Genomic DNA, 16,166 nt, shown 5'->3' with positions numbered 1-16,166 from the left:
TTGCCGGTTCGGCAATTTTCCGTGCGATCCGCGGCGGCTCCGGGCGAGAGTGGTCGCCGTACCCGGCGTGAGGGTCTCCGCCGGACGGAAGCCCCCTGATCGAAGAGGACGACCATGCCGTCAACGCACCGCTCCGCCGCGCGCCGCCGCGACGCCGGGCCCCCGAAGACCGGACCCGGCGAGAAGGACGTGCTGCTGGGCTTCCTCGACTACCTGCGCGACTCGGTGATCGCCAAGACGCAGGGCGTCCCGGAACCGCAGATCCGTACGCCCGGCGTGACGTCGGGAACGAATCTGCTCGGCCTCGTCAAGCACCTCACCCACGTCGAACGCCACTGGTTGCTCGGCCATTCGATCTCCGACTGGGGAGCCACATTCCGCCCGGAACCGTACGAAAGCGCCGACGACATTGTCCTTGCCTATCGGGAAACCGCGGCCCGCGCGAACGAGGTGATCGCCACCTGCCCCGACCTCGCCACGGCCGGACCGCGCCCGGGCGGACGGCCCGGCCCGGCACCGTCCCTGCGCTGGACCCTCACTCACCTGATCGAGGAGACCGGGCGCCACGCCGGGCACGCGGACATCCTGCGCGAACTCATCGACGGCGCCACCGGACGCTGACCCGCCCAAGCCCGAAAAGGCAGCCGCCCCGGGCCCGGCGGCGTACGCGCCGGGCGGCTCGGCTTCTCCGGCCGAGCCGGGATCGGCCCGGCCGGAGAAGGCCGGCGTCACCTCGTCGGCGTGACCGACGGCGGCAAGGCCGGCGGGCAGCCGTCGCCCTTACAGGTTCCGCTGTAAACGGCGGCCGACCAATCGGCCTTCTTCACCGGTGCGTCCTTCAGATACCGGCTGATCGTCTTCTTGCCCGCGTAGCCCTCGATGCGCATCTTCTCGGCGCTGAGGCCGTCGGGGACGATGGCCACCGTCCTTTGCACCGTCGCGGGCAGTACCACCATGTCCAGCACGACCGGCTTCCCGACGGGGAGGGGCCCCGCGTCCGGAGCGCTGATCGCCGTGGAGCCCAGGAGACTGCCCCGCTTGTTGCAGTCCCCATAGCCCGAAAGATGACCGTTGGTCCAGGTGACGGCGATGGATCCGGGGCGGCACTGGATCGTGGTCTCGGTGTTGGGGCCCGTGGGGGTGAACGTGATCCGCATCCTCCTCCCGCTCACCGAGAACCGCTGGGCCGCGACGCGCCGCATCCCCAGGTGCTCGTCGGGCAGTGCTGTGCCGCTCGACGCCGACATCACGGCGGCGACGTCGATCGTCGCGGGGCCGGTGTCGCCCGGTCCGGCGCCCGAGCCCGGTACCAGCAGGCCGGCGACTCCCAGCGCGGCGACCCCCGCGACCGCTCCGCCCGCCACCCGCATCCGGTTCCCCCTGCGGATCCGCCGCCGGACCTCGGCCACCCGGCCGGTCCGGTCCGGGGCGTCCGCGCTCGCCTGGTCCAGCACCTGGCGCAGCTCTTCGACCGTCGGCATCTCAGTTCCTCCCCGAATTCGCGGTGGCGGTGACGATCTGCGGATCGACGCGCAGCTTGGCCAGTGCCTTGCTGGTCTGGGACTTGACGGTGCCCACCGAGCAGTCCAGGATCTCGGCGACCCGAGCCTCGCTGAGATCCTCGAAGAACCGCAGCACGAGCACGGCACGTTGCCCGCGCGGGAGTCTCGCGAGGGCCTCCCACAGCAGGGCCCGGCTGTCCGCGGCTCCCATCGCGTCGCGGGCGTCGACGGTGTCCGGTGGCGCGGATGTCGGAATCTCACCACGCCACCGGCGCCGCCACCACGACGCATGGGTGTTGACCAGGGCCCGGTAGACGTAGGGGTCGGGATCGTCGCCGATCCGCCGCCAGGCCCGCCAGACCTTCACCAGCGCCGTCTGCAACAGGTCCTCCGCCTGCGCCCAGTCGCGGCAGAGCAGGTACGCGATGCGCAGGAGCCTGGGCGACCGCGCCTCGACATAGGCGGTGAACTCCGCCCGATCTCGCATAGGCCAACCTTCCGTTCGTCTCTCTGCCCGGTACTACCGGCGAGGTACGTCCGGAGGTTGCCCGCACAGCGGAATCAGCCGGGCGCTGGGACCGGACCGCTCAGCCGAGGATGAGCGGGAGCCTCCCGGCGAGGTCGCCCAGCGCGGCCTTCTCCGCGTCGGCCGGCGTGCGACGTCCGGTGCCGATCAGCAGCGCGTCCTGGTCGGAGAACGAGCCGGGAAACGGGGCTCCCGCGATCTTCTCCAGCGACGCGCGTGCCGCCGCGAGGGTCTCGGCGGGAGGCGCGGCGGCCGACGGCAGATGCATGATCAGGTCGAGGTGGTGCAAGGTCCATTCGAGCACGTACGCGGACAGGTAGTCGCCGACGGTGAGCACCTCGTCCTTGGTGCTGACGCGGACGGTGGGATCGGCGAGCCCGGCCGCGCGGCCCGCGGCGGAACCGACGTCGTCGAGATGGAACTTGAGCAATCGCGGCTCACCGTACGCGGCGGCCAGCCGGGGGATCAGCGCGTCGAGCGGGTCCTCGCCGGTCGGGGGTTCGACGAGGCTCCAGTAGGTGACCGCGTCGACGGTCGGCGCCGTTTCGGCGGGCGTGACGAGGGTGATCAGGACGTCCTGGGCGTCGATGACCAGGTGGCACACCAGGTCGCGTACGAGCCAGCCGGTACAGCCGGACGGCCGTTCGAAGTCCTCGTCCGGGACCTCGGCGACCGCCGTACGCAACGCCGTCCAGGAACGCGAGAAGAGATCCACGGCGGCACGGTAGTGCCGGGCCGGAACGGCGGACAAGCGGATTGGGACGCCCCGTCGCGCGCACCCGGACGGCGCGGTGACGGGGGTCCTCGACTCAGGCCAGGGGGCGAATCGTGTCGACGATCCGCCGCAGCGTCGCGTCGCTCACGTTCCCCGGGCCGGTGCTGTTGGAAAAGACGTAGAAGGTGACCGGCGCGCCTTGGCGTGCGGCGAACTCCGCCACGTACAGCGTGCCCCCGTTCGGCTCGCACGCGGTCCCCTTGCCGCCCTTCGTCTTCACGACGACCCCCTGGACCACGGCCTTGAGGCCGCCGATCGTGGAACGTCTCCCGGGCTTCAGCACCGTACGGGGAAGCACGCCTCCGAGCTGGAAACCGAAGTTCGCCCATGGAGCGCGTTGTGAGCGGCGGTCACGTCGAGGGAACTCAGCTCCCCTGAGGAGGCGGAGGTGATGCCCACGCCGCCGGACAGCCCCGACTGGACCACCGAGCAGCTTCTGCCGTCGGGACCCTTCCGGCTGATGTCGGCCACGCCGTTGGAACCGAGGGCGACGTTCCCGCTGGCGTCGGCGAGGCCGACACCCGTGGCCGGATCCTCCACCTTCCAACCCGGCGGGACGTCGTAGACCACACCGAAGTCGGGAGCGGTCACGACCTGCCAGCCCTTGACCACCGGGGGCGCTTTCGGGCTGACGCCGGGCGGCGCCGAGGCCGTGGTATCCGCGGTGGGCCTGCCGGCCACCGGGCGCGGCGGCGTCCTGGCCGCCGTACCGCCGTGCACGAGATGGCCGGCGGTCGCCGCGGCCACCACGAGTACGGCGGCGCCCGCGATCTCCGCGGCCAGCCGCCCTCGGCCGCTCTTCCTCGCCGTGTCGTCCGGCACGTGGTCGTCGACGGTCGAGTCCGCCGATGAGGGATCCGCCGACGGCCAGTCGGTCGTGGGCCGGGGAGCGGGTCCCATCCCCTCGCGGAGGGCCGCGAGCGCGGCGGACGCGCTCGGCGGCCTCTCCGCGAGGAGATCCAGCACCAGACGGTCGAGGTACGGCGGCACATCGGCCCGGCGGGACGCCGGCGGAGCCGGATGCGACTCTGCCGGCGGCGCACCGGTCAGCAGTTCGTAGAGGACGTGTCCGAGGGAGCGCAGATCCGCCCGGGGATCGGCTGGATCCGTCCCGGTGGCGTTGACCGCCAGGTTGCGGAGTTTCACGTCTCCGTCTCGGAGCAGGAACAGGTCGGCGGCTGTGAGACGACCGTGAACGACACCCTGGGCATGCACGGCCGTCATGGCATCGAGGACCCGCGTGGCCACGGCGGTGATCTGACCGAGCGGTAGCCCGCCGCCCTGTGCGGCCAGGACCGCATCCAGATCCTGCCCTTCGAGATACTCGGTCACGAGGAACACCGGGGACTCGGCGGTCCCGATGTCCAGCACCGTCTCGACCGCGGGATGCCGTACGGCCGCCGCCTTCTCGGCGCCCTGCCGGAACGCCGTGACGCCCGCCTGGTCGGCGGCTGCCGGCGTGGCGAACGCCTTGACGGTGACGACGCGGTTCAGCCGAAGGCCGTACCCCCGCCATACCTCACCGGCTCCGGTGCCGAGCGCACCGATCGCCGCGTCGAGACGGTATCGCCCGGCCAGTACCTGTCCGAGGGTGCTGTGCACGATCGTCCCTCATCGTTTCCAGTAGACGCCCTGGTCGTTGCCAAGGCCGTAGGGTTTCTCCCACCACTGCACGGTGGTGATGTCCCGGGACCCGGGCGCCAAGATGACCGTGCAGGTGTCGTAGCGGGCTCCGTGATGGAAGCCCCCCGTCTTTGATGGCGACCGGGCGGCACTGGCCGGGGTAGGCCTTCGGGTCGTCCGACGCGATGGTGGTCATGATGGGAATGCCCGCGGAGTCGATCCCGACCATCTTGCCGGCGGGATCGAAATCCATGTACGGGTCGTCGGGACCGAGATTGGTCAGCGTGAAATGGACGTAGTACGGGGTGTTGTTCTGTCCCGGCCGTTCAGCGCCAGGCCGGCCAGGTCGGCCTTGGATCCCTTGCCGAGCGAGGTGACGGTCACCCCCACCGCGTCCGTGCGCGTCCTGTGGATGACGGGCACGATGGCCATCCGGCCGATCGGGTACCGGTCACCGGCCCGGGCCTGACCGGGCACGTTCTCACCGACCGGCCGGAGCATCGGCACTCCGGTGGAGGACGCGTGCGGCGTGGTCTTCGCCTTCGCGCCGGCACCGCCGGAGCCGTTCAGCAGCGCGAAGGCCCCGGCGCCGGCCAGTGCCACCGCGAGCACGCCACCGACGGCGGCGGCGACGAGGCCCTTCCGGATCTTCGGTGCCTCGACGACGGAAGACGCGGTGACCGTCGTCGCCTCCTGGGACCGCTCCACGGGGCGCAGGTACCGTGGCGGGCCGGGGGGAGAAGTGGCGGTGTGCCCGGACCGGCGTAGGAAGTCCCGTACGGCGGCGGCGCCGACGGGCCTCCGGTCGGGTTCCTTGGCCAGCAGGTCCAGCACCAGCCGTTCGAGATGAGCGGGAATGTCCGGACGGTGTGAACGCGGCGGCAGCGGCGTCTCTGTTGAGGTGCTTGTACATGATCGCGGCGAGTCCCGGGTCGTCCGCGTCGAACGCGGGCACCCCGGTGAACAGCTCGTACAGCACCCCGCCGAGCGCGTAGAGGTCAACGCGGTGGTCGACCGGCTGACCGCGGAATTCCTCCGGAGCCATGTAGCGAGGCGTGCCGAGCAGCCCGCCGGTGGCGGTCAGCGTCGTACGGTCGACCAGCCGGGCGATGCCGAAGTCACAGACCTTCACCCGGCCGTCCTGCTGCAGGAAGAGATTGGCCGGCTTGATGTCCCGGTGAACGACCCCGCGTGCGTGCGCCGCCGCGAGCGCATCGGTGATCTGCTCTGCCAGCCCGACCGCCTGGTCGATCGGCAAGCCCACCGGGATTCGCCGCGAGGAGCCTGGCCAGATCGGTGCCCTGGAGGAGCTCCATCACCAGGAACATCACGGAACCGTGGGTGTCGATGTCGAAGACCGAACAGATGCCCGGGTGTTGCAGGCCGGCGGCGGACTCGGCCTCCCGGCGGAACCGCGCGACGCCGGTCGGGTCCTGCGCCATCTGCGCAGGGAGGATCTTGATCGCGATCGAGCGGTTCAGGCCGAGGTCGACCCCGCGCCACACCTGCCCCATGCCGCCCGCGCCGATGGGAGCGTCCAGCCGGTACCGCTGGGCCAGCAGCAGCCCCGCCTCCAGGCTCAGCTCACCCGGCAATGTGTCTCCCCCGAAGCGATCTCTGATTTGTTCCGGATATTCCACCACAAAGGGCGGCGAAGGGGAGAGCACTTGAGAGCAGGGAGAATGTCCATTTGGCGGTAGTTCTCCGCAATAATCATCGCTCTCACGATCGCCGGAATGACTGGAGGCCACCGTTGCCCTCGATCCATGACCTCGCGACCTGGGAACCGCTGCTGAGGCTCCTGTGGGCGGGCAACGCGGAGAGTCTTGCCGCCCCCGGCGGTCACGTGGCGGGACGGATCGGCCGCGCCGGGTGGAGCGTCCCGCTGCCGCCGCGGTTCCCGCCGCCGGGCCGAGCCCTCCAGGTGGAGGACATGCAGGACGAGTTCGACGCGGTGGAGCGGGTGCAGAACGCGCTGGCGGACGACGGCGCCGACGGCATCTCCTTCGTGGCGGAGATCTCGCCGAACGGGCGGACCGTGCTCTCTCTGCTGACCACCGGTCCCGCCGTGGAGGCCGGCCTTGGGGCGTACCCCGGTTCGCTCCTCCTGGTCGAGAACGCCGTTCCCGAGCCCTGGCGCCGCCTTCCCGAGCCGCTACCCGCGGCGGCCGCCTCGTCGGCGGACCTGGCGTTGCTGGAACGGACGCTTCGCGAGCGGATACCCGGTGCCACCGGCGCGACCGACGCCGAGATCGCCGCCGTGGAAGCGCGCCTCGGCGTCGCGCTGCCCGACGAGCTCGAAGTGCTCTACCGGGTGACGCGGGGGCGGTGGGAGGACTGGGGAGATGACCGCGCGGCAGCGCGGAGTGTCTCCGAGGCGGTCGGCTGCGAGCTCTTCCCGCTGGATGAGCTGTACATCGCCGACGCGCCGTCTCGCTTCTGCCCATGGCGGTTCGCGGCGATGGAGGCGGTCGTCACCCCGCCCGACGCCGCCGTGCAGGGGCTGGTCGGCTCTCCCGGCTGGATCGCCTTCGGTGACACCGGCGGTGGCGATCGGGTCGCGATCGACCTCACCCCGGGCCCGCGCGGGCACCTGGGGCAGATCATCGTGCTCGATCACGAGCAGAGCATCGGCGCCGACCTGCTCGCCGACTCCCTCACGGACCTGGTGGTGAACCGGCGCAGGGACTGGTATTCCGGCCGTCGCAGGGACGAGCCGCCGGTCGTGGCCAGGGTCAACATCAGAAGCCTGACGAGCGTTCAGGCCGCCGCCCACCCCCAACTGGAGGTTCTGAGCATCGGCGTTTGGGAGAGCGAGCCGCTCGGCCTCGCCCCTGTCATCGGGCTGCCCCGGCTGCGGACCCTCACCGCCTATCCCGGTACGCTCGCCGACCCCCTGGAGATCGCCAAGCTGACCGGACTGGAGTTCCTCGAGCTCGGGCCGGAGGAGTGGCGCGTCCTCCTCGACGCCGGAGCCGTCCCGCGCGGCCTGTCCGCCGCCGCGATCGTGGTGCACGGCGATCGGCACCCGATTCCGGTCGTGGGCATCGCCAACGAACTCCTCGCCCTCTGGGATCGTCCCCCGATCACCCAGACCATCCTGGAAGGTGACCTCGGCCCCGTGGCCTGAGTCACCGGTGGCGGGCGACGGATCCGGCGCGCGACCGTGACCTGTTGCCGCCGGTCACGACGTCAGCCGGGTAGTGCGGTGATGAGGCGCAGGGAACCGAGGAAGTACGGCTGCCGGCGCAGGTGACCGTGACGGCGATCCCACGCGCCGTCGGCGAGGTCGGTCCCCAGCCGTTCGACGGCACGGTCGGTCGCCGCCTGGTCGACGAACCCCCAGGCCGATTGCGACCTGCGGACGAGGGGGTCGAGAAAACGCTCCGGCCGTGCGTAGTAGGCCTCGGTGAACCCGTCGACACAGTCGATCGGGATCGGGACCGGGGTGACGGTGGTGGTGCCGCCGAGCACCTGCCGTACGTGGGCGATGTCCGGGTAGCGGCGCCGTTCGGCGGCGATCAGTTCGGGGGTGTACTCCGCCAGCCACAGCAGGTCCAGAGCGTCGCCGTCGAAGGTCAGGATGACGACCGGCCCGCGGCTGACGCGGCGCAGCTCGCGCAGGCCCGCGTCGGTGTCGGACCACTGGTGGATGGTGACGGTGGCCATGGCGGCGTCGAAGGCGTCGTCGGGAAAGGGCAGATCCTCCGCGGTGGCGTCGACCGCGGCGGGCAGGTGGCCGGGACGCTGCGAGCGCATCGACGCGGAGGGCTCGACCGGCGTCACCTGGCGGTCCACCGGCTCGTACGACCCGGCGCCGGCGCCGACGTTGATCACGGTGCGCGCGTCGCCGAGCGCCGCGTGGACGTACGCGGCGATGCGAGGATCGGTGCGTCGCTGGACGGCGTATCCGGCGCCGTGGGTCTCGTAGTCGAAGTCACCGGCGATCGGTCCGCTCACGAGGAGTCTCCTGTTCAGGTGGACGGGTAACAAGCCGCTTCCGGCTCGGGCTGTGGCCGCGGCTCGCCGGCCGGCGGTGCCGTCTTCTCCGCCATGCGTCCCGTCCCGAGTCAGTTCCGAATCGGAACTGACTATAGTGAACGGCGATCACACCACGGAAGGCTGGGCCGGATGCGGTACCCCGATGTCGCCGACGGCGACTGTGCGATCGCCCAGGCTCTCGGCGTGGTCGGCGACTGGTGGACGCTGCTGGTGCTCCGCGATCTGGCCGGCGGCATCACGCGGTTCTCCGACCTGGCCGACGAGCTCGGCATCAGCCGCAAGGTCCTGACCGAGCGGCTGGGCGCCCTGGTCGAGCACGAGGTGGTCGAACGCCGACCGTACAGCGACCGTCCGCCCCGCTACGAGTACCACCTCACCGAGAAGGGGCGTGGCCTGCTGCCCGTACTCGTCGCCCTGCAGGACTGGGGCGGCCGGTTTCTGCTCGGCGACGGATCCCTGACCGCGACCACCACGGCCGGATCGGCGGAAGCCGTACGCGTGCACGGCCTCGTCGGTCATCGCGTCCCGCCGCAACTGCTGGCCGACCGCCGGAACGGCCGTACCGACCCGGTCGCCGGCACCGAGTGGACGGTGCTGTACTGCTTCCCCGGCGCCTGGGCGCCGGGCACCACTCCCGGGAACCCCCCGGGCTGGGACACCATCCCCGGCGCGCCCGGCTGCACGCTCGAATCGAGCACCTTCCGCGACCGGCTCCCCGGCTTCGCCGACCGCGGGGCGACCGTCCACGGGGTGAGCACACAACGGCCCGACCAGCTCGACGCGTTCGCCGAGCATCACCGCATCCCGTTCTCGCTGCTGTCCGACCAGGACCTGGAGCTGACCACGGCGCTGCGACTACCGACCTTCCGCGCCGCCGGCGTCGACCGGCTCAAACGACTCACCCTGGTCATCGACCGCGCCCGTACGATCCGCGCGGTCCTGTACCCGATCTCCGACCCGGCGGGCTCCGTCTCCGACGCCTTGGCCCACCTCGACGCCCTGAGCCACGGACCGGCCGCATCCGGGTAGAGCCGCGCGGGGCCGTCCGGTGATGCCTCTCGGTCCCGAGCTGCGCATACTGACGCGCATGGCCTTCACCGACGACATCAGCGGGTGGATCCGGGCGACGGCGAGTCTCCACAAGAGCACCGTCTCCGACGAGTTCGCCCGCGACGCCGGGCGTGCGGCGGAGACGCTGGTGGACGGCTCCGGACTCCGCGACGCTCCAGCCGAGGTCATGCGGATGTTCACCCGTCTGATCGAGGTCGGCTACGCCCAGGCGCTCCGCGACGTACGCGACGGCGAGTACGACGACGGCATCGGCGAACGGCCTGAGCCGGGCACGTCTCCGGCGCCGGCGGTGGCACCCACGGAGAACCTGTTCGACGGTCAGGCTCGCGGAGTCATCCTCCAGGCCCGCGACGTGAACCTCCGCGGCGCGACCATCACCACCGGGTCGGAGGCCGCCGGCGGGAGGCTCATCGCGGTGCCGGCGGTCCACGCCCCGGAACCGGACGCCCCCTTCTCCTACACGAGCCGCCACGAGGACGACGGACGCCTGGTCATCGCGCCGCACGCCGACCACCTGAGCCTGCTTCGATCCGGCGGTCCGCTGTCGACCGACCGGTACGCGCGGCTGCCGTGGGTCCGCTCCTTCGACTGGCCCACACTCGACCTCACGGTCGTCAACAACACGCGCGAGGTCGCGCACTTCCACGAGGCGCTCTTCACCATCGCCTCCTCCCGTACCGATCCGCGGCCGGTTCCGGTGATCCTCGGCAGCGCGAAGGGGCCGGGCCTGACCCTGGAGAACCTGGGCTGGGGGCCGATGGACGACTGCGTCCTGCGATTCCATCTGGAACACCCGAGGGAAGGCACGCCACGGACCGCCGAGCGGACCTGGCCGCTGAACGGCGACGGCCGGCCCACGGACCGGACCCCCATGGACGACGCGCTCGCCGAGGCCGGGGTGAACGTCGCCATGGTGGAGAAGTTCCGCTACAACATCGGCCGTGCCATGCGCCGCGCACTCGGCCCCTTCACCTCGGGCGAGATCGCCGTCGTCGGGACGCTGGAATTCACCCAGGCCGAACCGGACGGAAGCCGGTCACGGCGCGTCCACCCGTACCGGGGGATCATCGACTTCTCCCTGCCTCCCCTCGACGTTCCCCGTCCGGCCACCGCAGCCAGGCACCAGGTACGGCTCCGCGCCGACGGCGACGGCTACACGGTCGCCACGCAGATCTCCCAGTCGCTGACACCCGGCCAGACCGGCCGCTTCACCGTCGCGCTCGGAGCCGACCGTTCCTCGGTCCACGACCTGACCATCGACCTGCGATACAACGGCGCCGAACGGCTCGACTGCGGCGCGGTCGCCCTCGAACTGTTCCGGCCACGCGCCGAATAGCGATGCGCGGTACGGCGGGCGGGGTCACGCGTCGCGCAGGCGGAGCAGCAGTCCGCCGCACAGGAGGGCCGCGGCGCTCCAGGCGGCGAGGACGCCGAGGCCCGCCCAGGGGCCGAGGGGCAGGCTCCGCAGATCGGTGGTGGCCTGGATGGCCAGCCCGGCATCCATCGGCGAGATCTGCCACAGCCGCCGCTGCCAGTGCGCGTCCGCGACCACGTGGCCGACGATCGGGAAGAGATAGAGCAGGCCGAGCACGGATCCGCCGGCGGCCGCGGAGTCCCGTACGGCGGTGGCGACGCCGAGGCCGAGCAGGGCGATCAGCATGAGATAGAGGACCGAGCCGCCGGCCGCGCGCAGCGTCGCCCCGTCGGCCAGGGACGGCAGCGGGTGGCCGTGCGCCGGGGTGAAGCCGCTGCCGGGCAGGATCAGCCGTGCGGCCAGCACCGACCCGAGGACGCCGACGGTGGCCGCGACCATCGTCAGGCCGGACAGGACGGCCGCCTTGGCGGCGAGGACGGCGGCCCGGCCCGGCATCGCGGTGAGCGTGGTACGGATCATGCCGGTGCCGTACTCGCCGCTGACGCCCAGCACGGCGAGCAGGGCGACGGCGGCCTGGCCCAGCTGGACCCCGGTGAGGCCGAGCTTGGTGGTGTCCGTGGCGCAGCCGGTCGATGGGCAGGTCGCGGCGGCGGCGGCCACGGCGCTCAGCGCCACCGTCAGCCCGGCGACGGCGAGCAGCAGCCAGGCGGTGCCCGGCACGGTGCGCAGCTTCGTCCACTCCGCGTGCAGGTGGCGTCTCATGCGTCCCTCCGCCGCAACCGGAGGACGGCCAGGCCGAGGGTGAGCGCGGCGTAGGCGCAGAGCACGCCGAGGCCGGCCCACGGCGCCAGCGGATAGTAGCCGTCCTGCGGCACGTAGTGGCCCGTCACCTGGGGATACTCCGGGATGCTCTGCTGGACCGCGAACGCGGCGGCCGGCGTGAGCCGCAGCAGCCACTGCGCCGCGCCCTCGGGCAGGATGGAGGCGGTGGCCAGGACGTGGGGCAGGGCGAGCACCACGACGGCGGCGGTCACCGCCGCGACGCTCCGCCGGAACAACGCGCCGAGGGCCAGGGCGAAGACGGCGGCGACGGCGAGCAGCGCCGCGGTTCCCACCACCACCCGCAGTTCGGTCGGCCGGGTCACCGGAAGCACGTAGTTGCCGTTGGCGCGCAGGATGTGCGTGCACGCCGGGACGGCCACCACGGCGGCGACCAGCCCGGTGACGAAGGCGACCAGGCCGATCACGATGGCCTTCGCCGCCAGCACGCGGCCACGCCGCGGGCCGGCGAGCAGGGTGGTACGGATCAGGCCTCGCCGGTACTCGACCGTGATGAACAGCACCGCCACGATGACCAGCACGATCATCCCGGCGAACACGCCGGTGAGGGTGTTCTCGATGCGCATGCCCCCACCGGAGCCGCGCGGCGCGATGTCGCCGCTCCCGGTGACGGTGAACGTGCCGCCGGACTCCTCGACGCCGGTCGGCCGGTGGTACCGCTCCCAGTCGGTCTTCTCGTCGGTGGCCCCCACCTCGTCGTGGCTCCACGCGCCACCGGGCGTCTCGCCTCGCACCGTGACGTGGTCGAACACGCCGGTGGCCTGGGTGAAGCGCTCCTGTTCGATGCTGCCGCCGAGAGCGCCCTGCTTCACCGTCAGGTCGCCGGGGGAGGTGACGAGGAGCCCGAGCTGCACCGTGGACGGCAGCCCGGCCGGATGAGCCGTGCCGACCCTGGTCCAGTGCGTGCCGTCGGACGATTCATCGCCGGTGAGCGTGTCGCCGGAGCGGGTCAGCCGCAGCCAGCGTGGGGACGCCGCGGAGACACCGCCCGGGCGACCGGCCGTGTCCTCCGTGAAGTCGTGCTGCATCCGCACGCCGTGCCTGCCGGTGAGCACGACGGCCGCGTAGGCCGATCCCGGCCGGGTGCCGTCCTTGATGATGACTCCGGCCTTCGCCCACGGCACGACGCCGGGAACGATCGCGTCGTGGTTCGGCGGGGGATAGGTGATGATGCCGGTCAGCGAGGTCAGCCGTACGGTGATGGAGCCGTCTCCGGTGAGCGACCGGTGGACGAAGAAGAAGCGGTCGTTCACGGCTTCGCCGCCCGGTCCCACCGGAACGGCGGGGCAGGCGGTCCCGGCCGGGCCGCCGGCGCACGAAGAGTGGCTGCCCTGCGCGGAGAACAGCCCGAGCAGCACGGTGACCAGCGCCGCGACCGCCATGGCGATCACCCAGCCGCGGATCGTACGGAACTTGGTCCACTCCGCGTGCAGCAGGTGGACGAAGCCGGCCCGCACGCCCGGCCGGTCGGGTGTGACGGTGGCGCTCGTCATCGTGCCTCCCTCCGGGCGGTGGCGGCGCGGAACTGGACCGCGTCGCGCGTGAGCTCCATGTAGGCCTCCTCCAGCGTCGCGCGATGCGGTGCGACCTCCGAGAACGGCACCGCCCTGGCGCCGAGGAGGGCCACGACCCTCTCCGCCGCCAGCCCGGAGACCGTCAGCGTGTCCCACCCGGTGGCGGTGACCGTGGCGCCCTCGGGCTCCAGGACGCTCGCGGCCACCGAGCCCGCCGTGGTGCGCAGCGTCACCCGGTCGCCGGCGGTGGCGGCCAGCAGCTCCGCCACGCCGGCGTCGGCGATGACCCGGCCGCGGCCGACCACCACCAGATGGTCGGCGGTGTCCTGGAGCTCGCTCATCAGGTGGCTGGACACCAGGACCGCACGCCCCTCGGCGGCCAGCGACCGCAGGAGACCGCGGATCCACACGATGCCCTCGGGGTCCAGGCCGTTGAACGGCTCGTCGAGCATGAGCACCGGCGGGTCGCCGAGCAGCGCCGCGGCGATCCCGAGCCGCTGCCGCATGCCGAGGGAGTAGCCGCCCGCCCTCCGGCGGATCACGGCCCGCAGCCCGACCAGCTCGGCCACCTCATCGACGCGCCCGGCGGTCAGCCCCTGGGAGTGGGCCAGCCACCGGAGATGGTTGCGGGCGCTGCGGCTCGGCTGCAGCGCCGCGGCGTCCAGCAGCGCTCCGACCTCGCTCAGCGGGCGGCGCAGGCTCCCGTATGGCCGCCCGCCGACCAGCGCGTGGCCCTCATCGGCCGCGTCCAGGCCGAGGATCACCCGCATCGTGGTGGACTTTCCCGCGCCGTTGGGACCGACGAAGCCGGTGACCCGCCCCGGCGCGACGGCGAAGGACATCCCGTCCAGCGCCACGGTCGGCCCGAAGCGTTTGCGCAGGCCGTTGACCTCGATGGCTGCTCTGGTGCTCATAACGTGACGTGTCCTGTTCGTTCGGCTCTGACGGGGCGACACCGAACGATGCGCCGAACGCCATAACGTGGGCCGAACGGAGGCCGTCATCTCGTTGTTAGGTCGCTCCGGGCATCCTGGAACGTCAGGACGAGCGCGGGGGAGGACCGATGAGAATGCGGCTGGGACTGTCGCGCCGCACCGTGAGGTCGCGCTTCACCGCGCTGTACGGTGTCGTGTTCCTGCTGTCCGGCGCCGGGCTGCTCGCCATCGTGGCCGTCGTGGTGTCCGGGGGCACGCGGGTCAGCGAATCCGCGCCCGCCGGACCGCCCGCGAACGGGCAGACCCCGGCGAACGCCCTGCCCCGGATCCACCAGCTGCAGGACCAACTGGCCCAGGCGCACGCGAACCAGTCGCGCCGGCTCCTGATCGCGTCGCTGATCGCGCTGGGCGTCATGGCGGTGGTGTCGGTCGTCCTGGGGCATCTCATCGCGGGCCGCGTGCTGCGCCCGCTGCGGACGATGACGGCGGCGACCCGGCGGATCTCCGCGGACAACCTGCACGAACGGCTGGCCGTACCCGGCCCCGCCGACGAGGTGAAGGACCTCGCCGACACCATCGACGAACTGCTCGAACGCCTGGAGCACGCCTTCGACGCCCAGCGCCGTTTCGTCGCCAACGCCTCCCACGAGCTCCGCACCCCGCTGGCCACCATGCGGGCGTCGCTGGACGTGGCGGTGGGCAAGCCGGGGCACGTTCCGGCGCAGACGACCGCGCTGGCGGGCAGGCTGCGCGCCGAACTCGACCAGGTCGACGAGCTGCTGGACGGGTTCCTCGTCCTGGCCCGTACCCGGCACGGTGAACTCCCCGACCGCACGCCGCTCTCGCTCGGCACCGTGGTGTCCGAGGCCCTGTCCGCCCGCGCCGCGGACATCGCCGCCAAGGGCCTGACCGTGCACGAGACGATCGGCCGTGACGAGGGGCGGGTGCGCGGCAGCCGTACGCTGCTGCGCCGCATGGTCGACAACGTCATCGACAACGCGATCGCGCACAACCACGACGGAGGCTGGATCCGTCTCGCCCTCGCGGCCGACGGCACGACGGTGCGCCTGGCCGTCGACACCGGAGGACCGGTGCTCGACGCGCGGCAGGTCGCGGAGCTGGCCCAGCCGTTCCGCCGGCTCGGCGCCGACCGTACCGGCACCGGGGCCGGGCTCGGGCTCTCGATCGTGGCGGCCGTCGCCGCGGCGCACGGCGGCGAGCTCGACCTGCGCGCGCGTCCCGAGGGCGGTCTGCGGGTCGCCATCGCGCTGCCGGCGCCGGTGGAGCTCCGGTCGTGAGGGTGCTGGTGGTCGAGGACGCCCGGTCCCTCGCCGACGTCCTGGTCGAGGGCCTGCGCGACCAGGGCATGGCCGTGGACGTCGCGTACGACGGGCTGGAGGCCGCGGCAAAGCTCGACCTGGGCGCCTACGACGTGGTCGTCCTCGACCGTGACCTGCCGGGAATCCACGGCGACACCCTCTGCGAGATGATCGCCGAACGCGACGACCGGGCCATGGTCCTGATGCTGACCGCGGCCGGCTCGCCCGGGGACCGGGTCAGCGGACTGAGCCTGGGGGCGGACGACTACCTCGCCAAGCCGTTCCACTTTCCCGAACTCGTGCTGCGCATCCGCTCCCTCGCCCGTCGCCGGCCCACCGCGCGGGCCCGTACGCTGCGCGCCGCCGGGATCGAGCTCAACCCGCTGCTGCGCACCGTCACCCGCGACGGCCGCCCGCTCGACCTGTCGGTCAAGGAGTTCGGGATCCTGGAGGCGCTCCTACGCGCCGGTCCGGCCTTCCTCAGCACCGAGGACCTGCTCGAACAGGTCTGGGACGAGCACGCCAACCCCTTCACCAACACGGTCACCGTGACCATCGGCCGGCTACGCCGCAAGCTCGGCCACCCACCCGTCATCATCACCAAACCGGGAGTCGGCTACCGGATCATCACCCTGCCCTCGCCGCCCGCGCCGTGACGTCCGGGCGGCGAGGGCGGCGAGGCGC

17 protein-coding genes and 1 pseudogene are annotated in these 16,166 nt (G+C 72.2%); 6 read left to right on the top strand and 12 right to left on the bottom strand.

Annotated features, from left to right (window positions below; all coding sequences use genetic code 11):
- The first annotated feature begins 114 nt into the window (after positions 1-114).
- Complete coding sequence (locus tag OG417_RS47750) at positions 115-621, top strand: DinB family protein (protein WP_329244422.1); 507 nt, start codon at positions 115-117, stop codon at positions 619-621.
- 107 nt (positions 622-728) lie between these two features.
- On the opposite strand, the gene OG417_RS47745 is transcribed toward OG417_RS47750, so the two are convergent.
- From OG417_RS47745 to OG417_RS47715, 8 genes and pseudogenes are all read right to left on the bottom strand, one after another.
- A complete protein-coding gene (locus tag OG417_RS47745) occupies positions 729-1,481 on the bottom strand; it encodes a hypothetical protein (protein WP_329244419.1) in 753 nt (250 codons plus the stop codon).
- A gap of 1 nt (position 1,482) precedes the next feature.
- Complete coding sequence (locus tag OG417_RS47740) at positions 1,483-1,989, bottom strand: SigE family RNA polymerase sigma factor (protein WP_329244417.1); 507 nt, start codon at positions 1,987-1,989, stop codon at positions 1,483-1,485.
- A 100-nt stretch (positions 1,990-2,089) separates the two neighbouring features.
- On the bottom strand, positions 2,090-2,743 hold the full coding sequence (locus OG417_RS47735) for a maleylpyruvate isomerase N-terminal domain-containing protein (RefSeq protein WP_329244415.1): 654 nt from the start codon (positions 2,741-2,743) through the stop codon (positions 2,090-2,092).
- 94 nt (positions 2,744-2,837) lie between these two features.
- Complete coding sequence (locus OG417_RS47730; RefSeq protein ID WP_329244413.1) at positions 2,838-3,101, bottom strand: hypothetical protein; 264 nt, start codon at positions 3,099-3,101, stop codon at positions 2,838-2,840.
- Positions 3,080-4,405, bottom strand: a complete 1,326-nt coding sequence (locus OG417_RS47725) for a serine/threonine-protein kinase (protein ID WP_329244410.1) — start codon at positions 4,403-4,405, stop codon at positions 3,080-3,082. The genes OG417_RS47730 and OG417_RS47725 overlap by 22 nt, the downstream gene beginning before the upstream one ends.
- Positions 4,406-4,705: 300 nt before the next feature.
- On the bottom strand, positions 4,706-5,260 hold the full coding sequence (locus tag OG417_RS47720) for a hypothetical protein (RefSeq protein WP_329244407.1): 555 nt from the start codon (positions 5,258-5,260) through the stop codon (positions 4,706-4,708).
- A 157-nt stretch (positions 5,261-5,417) separates the two neighbouring features.
- Positions 5,418-5,648: pseudogene (locus OG417_RS54695) on the bottom strand (protein kinase domain-containing protein); the annotation flags it as partial.
- Entirely contained in the window at positions 5,545-6,021 is a 477-nt protein-coding gene (locus OG417_RS47715) for a protein kinase domain-containing protein (protein ID WP_329244404.1), read from the bottom strand. The gene OG417_RS47715 and the pseudogene OG417_RS54695, both read right to left, overlap by 104 nt.
- A gap of 158 nt (positions 6,022-6,179) precedes the next feature.
- On the opposite strand from OG417_RS47715, the gene OG417_RS47710 reads away from it, so the two are divergent.
- On the top strand, positions 6,180-7,556 hold the full coding sequence (locus OG417_RS47710) for an SMI1/KNR4 family protein (protein WP_329244401.1): 1,377 nt from the start codon (positions 6,180-6,182) through the stop codon (positions 7,554-7,556).
- A 62-nt stretch (positions 7,557-7,618) separates the two neighbouring features.
- Here the strand turns inward: OG417_RS47710 and OG417_RS47705 are convergent, their stop codons facing one another.
- A complete protein-coding gene (locus tag OG417_RS47705; RefSeq protein ID WP_329244397.1) occupies positions 7,619-8,386 on the bottom strand; it encodes a class I SAM-dependent methyltransferase in 768 nt (255 codons plus the stop codon).
- A 171-nt stretch (positions 8,387-8,557) separates the two neighbouring features.
- Between OG417_RS47705 and OG417_RS47700 the strand changes: the two genes are divergently transcribed.
- Together OG417_RS47700 and OG417_RS47695 are read left to right on the top strand one after the other, a co-directional pair.
- On the top strand, positions 8,558-9,457 hold the full coding sequence (locus tag OG417_RS47700) for a winged helix-turn-helix transcriptional regulator (RefSeq protein WP_329244394.1): 900 nt from the start codon (positions 8,558-8,560) through the stop codon (positions 9,455-9,457).
- Positions 9,458-9,515: 58 nt separating this feature from the next.
- Positions 9,516-10,835 carry a hypothetical protein gene (locus OG417_RS47695; RefSeq protein ID WP_329244391.1) on the top strand — a complete coding sequence of 440 codons (1,320 nt, stop codon included), beginning with the start codon at positions 9,516-9,518 and terminating at the stop codon, positions 10,833-10,835.
- 24 nt (positions 10,836-10,859) lie between these two features.
- Here the strand turns inward: OG417_RS47695 and OG417_RS47690 are convergent, their stop codons facing one another.
- Genes OG417_RS47690 through OG417_RS47680 form a run of 3 tightly spaced genes read right to left on the bottom strand, consistent with a single transcriptional unit; the run spans position 10,860 to position 14,142 of the window.
- A complete protein-coding gene (locus tag OG417_RS47690; protein ID WP_329244388.1) occupies positions 10,860-11,636 on the bottom strand; it encodes an ABC transporter permease in 777 nt (258 codons plus the stop codon).
- The gene (locus OG417_RS47685; RefSeq protein ID WP_329244385.1) at positions 11,633-13,207 is read right to left on the bottom strand and encodes an ABC transporter permease subunit; all 1,575 of its coding nucleotides are present in this window, start codon (positions 13,205-13,207) and stop codon (positions 11,633-11,635) included. The genes OG417_RS47690 and OG417_RS47685 overlap by 4 nt, the downstream gene beginning before the upstream one ends.
- Complete coding sequence (locus tag OG417_RS47680; protein WP_329244382.1) at positions 13,204-14,142, bottom strand: ABC transporter ATP-binding protein; 939 nt, start codon at positions 14,140-14,142, stop codon at positions 13,204-13,206. Before OG417_RS47680 ends, OG417_RS47685 begins: the two co-directional genes overlap by 4 nt.
- 149 nt (positions 14,143-14,291) lie before the next feature.
- Between OG417_RS47680 and OG417_RS47675 the strand changes: the two genes are divergently transcribed.
- Both OG417_RS47675 and OG417_RS47670 read left to right on the top strand, forming a co-directional pair.
- A complete protein-coding gene (locus OG417_RS47675) occupies positions 14,292-15,461 on the top strand; it encodes a sensor histidine kinase (RefSeq protein ID WP_329244379.1) in 1,170 nt (389 codons plus the stop codon).
- Positions 15,458-16,138: a response regulator transcription factor gene (locus OG417_RS47670; RefSeq protein WP_329244377.1), complete on the top strand. Its 681-nt coding sequence runs from the start codon at positions 15,458-15,460 to the stop codon at positions 16,136-16,138. The genes OG417_RS47675 and OG417_RS47670 overlap by 4 nt, the downstream gene beginning before the upstream one ends.
- The last annotated feature ends 28 nt before the right edge of the window (positions 16,139-16,166 follow it).

The organism is Actinoallomurus sp. NBC_01490, assembly GCF_036227085.1.
Lineage (GTDB): Bacteria > Actinomycetota > Actinomycetes > Streptosporangiales > Streptosporangiaceae > Actinoallomurus > Actinoallomurus oryzae.
The sequence above is the reverse complement of the archived record's forward strand: the minus strand, read 5'-3'. Positions and strand labels throughout refer to the sequence as shown.

What these genes read in the sequence shown, in the direction of transcription:
- OG417_RS47750 (WP_329244422.1), top strand. Translation starts at nt 115, where the DNA reads ATGCCGTCAACGCACCGCTCCGCCGCGCGCCGCCGCGACGCCGGGCCC.
- OG417_RS47745 (WP_329244419.1), bottom strand. Translation starts at nt 1,481, where the DNA reads ATGCCGACGGTCGAAGAGCTGCGCCAGGTGCTGGACCAGGCGAGCGCG.
- OG417_RS47740 (WP_329244417.1), bottom strand. Translation starts at nt 1,989, where the DNA reads ATGCGAGATCGGGCGGAGTTCACCGCCTATGTCGAGGCGCGGTCGCCC.
- OG417_RS47700 (WP_329244394.1), top strand. Translation starts at nt 8,558, where the DNA reads ATGCGGTACCCCGATGTCGCCGACGGCGACTGTGCGATCGCCCAGGCT.
- OG417_RS47695 (WP_329244391.1), top strand. Translation starts at nt 9,516, where the DNA reads ATGGCCTTCACCGACGACATCAGCGGGTGGATCCGGGCGACGGCGAGT.
- OG417_RS47690 (WP_329244388.1), bottom strand. Translation starts at nt 11,636, where the DNA reads ATGAGACGCCACCTGCACGCGGAGTGGACGAAGCTGCGCACCGTGCCG.
- OG417_RS47685 (WP_329244385.1), bottom strand. Translation starts at nt 13,207, where the DNA reads ATGACGAGCGCCACCGTCACACCCGACCGGCCGGGCGTGCGGGCCGGC.
- OG417_RS47680 (WP_329244382.1), bottom strand. Translation starts at nt 14,142, where the DNA reads ATGAGCACCAGAGCAGCCATCGAGGTCAACGGCCTGCGCAAACGCTTC.
- OG417_RS47675 (WP_329244379.1), top strand. Translation starts at nt 14,292, where the DNA reads ATGAGAATGCGGCTGGGACTGTCGCGCCGCACCGTGAGGTCGCGCTTC.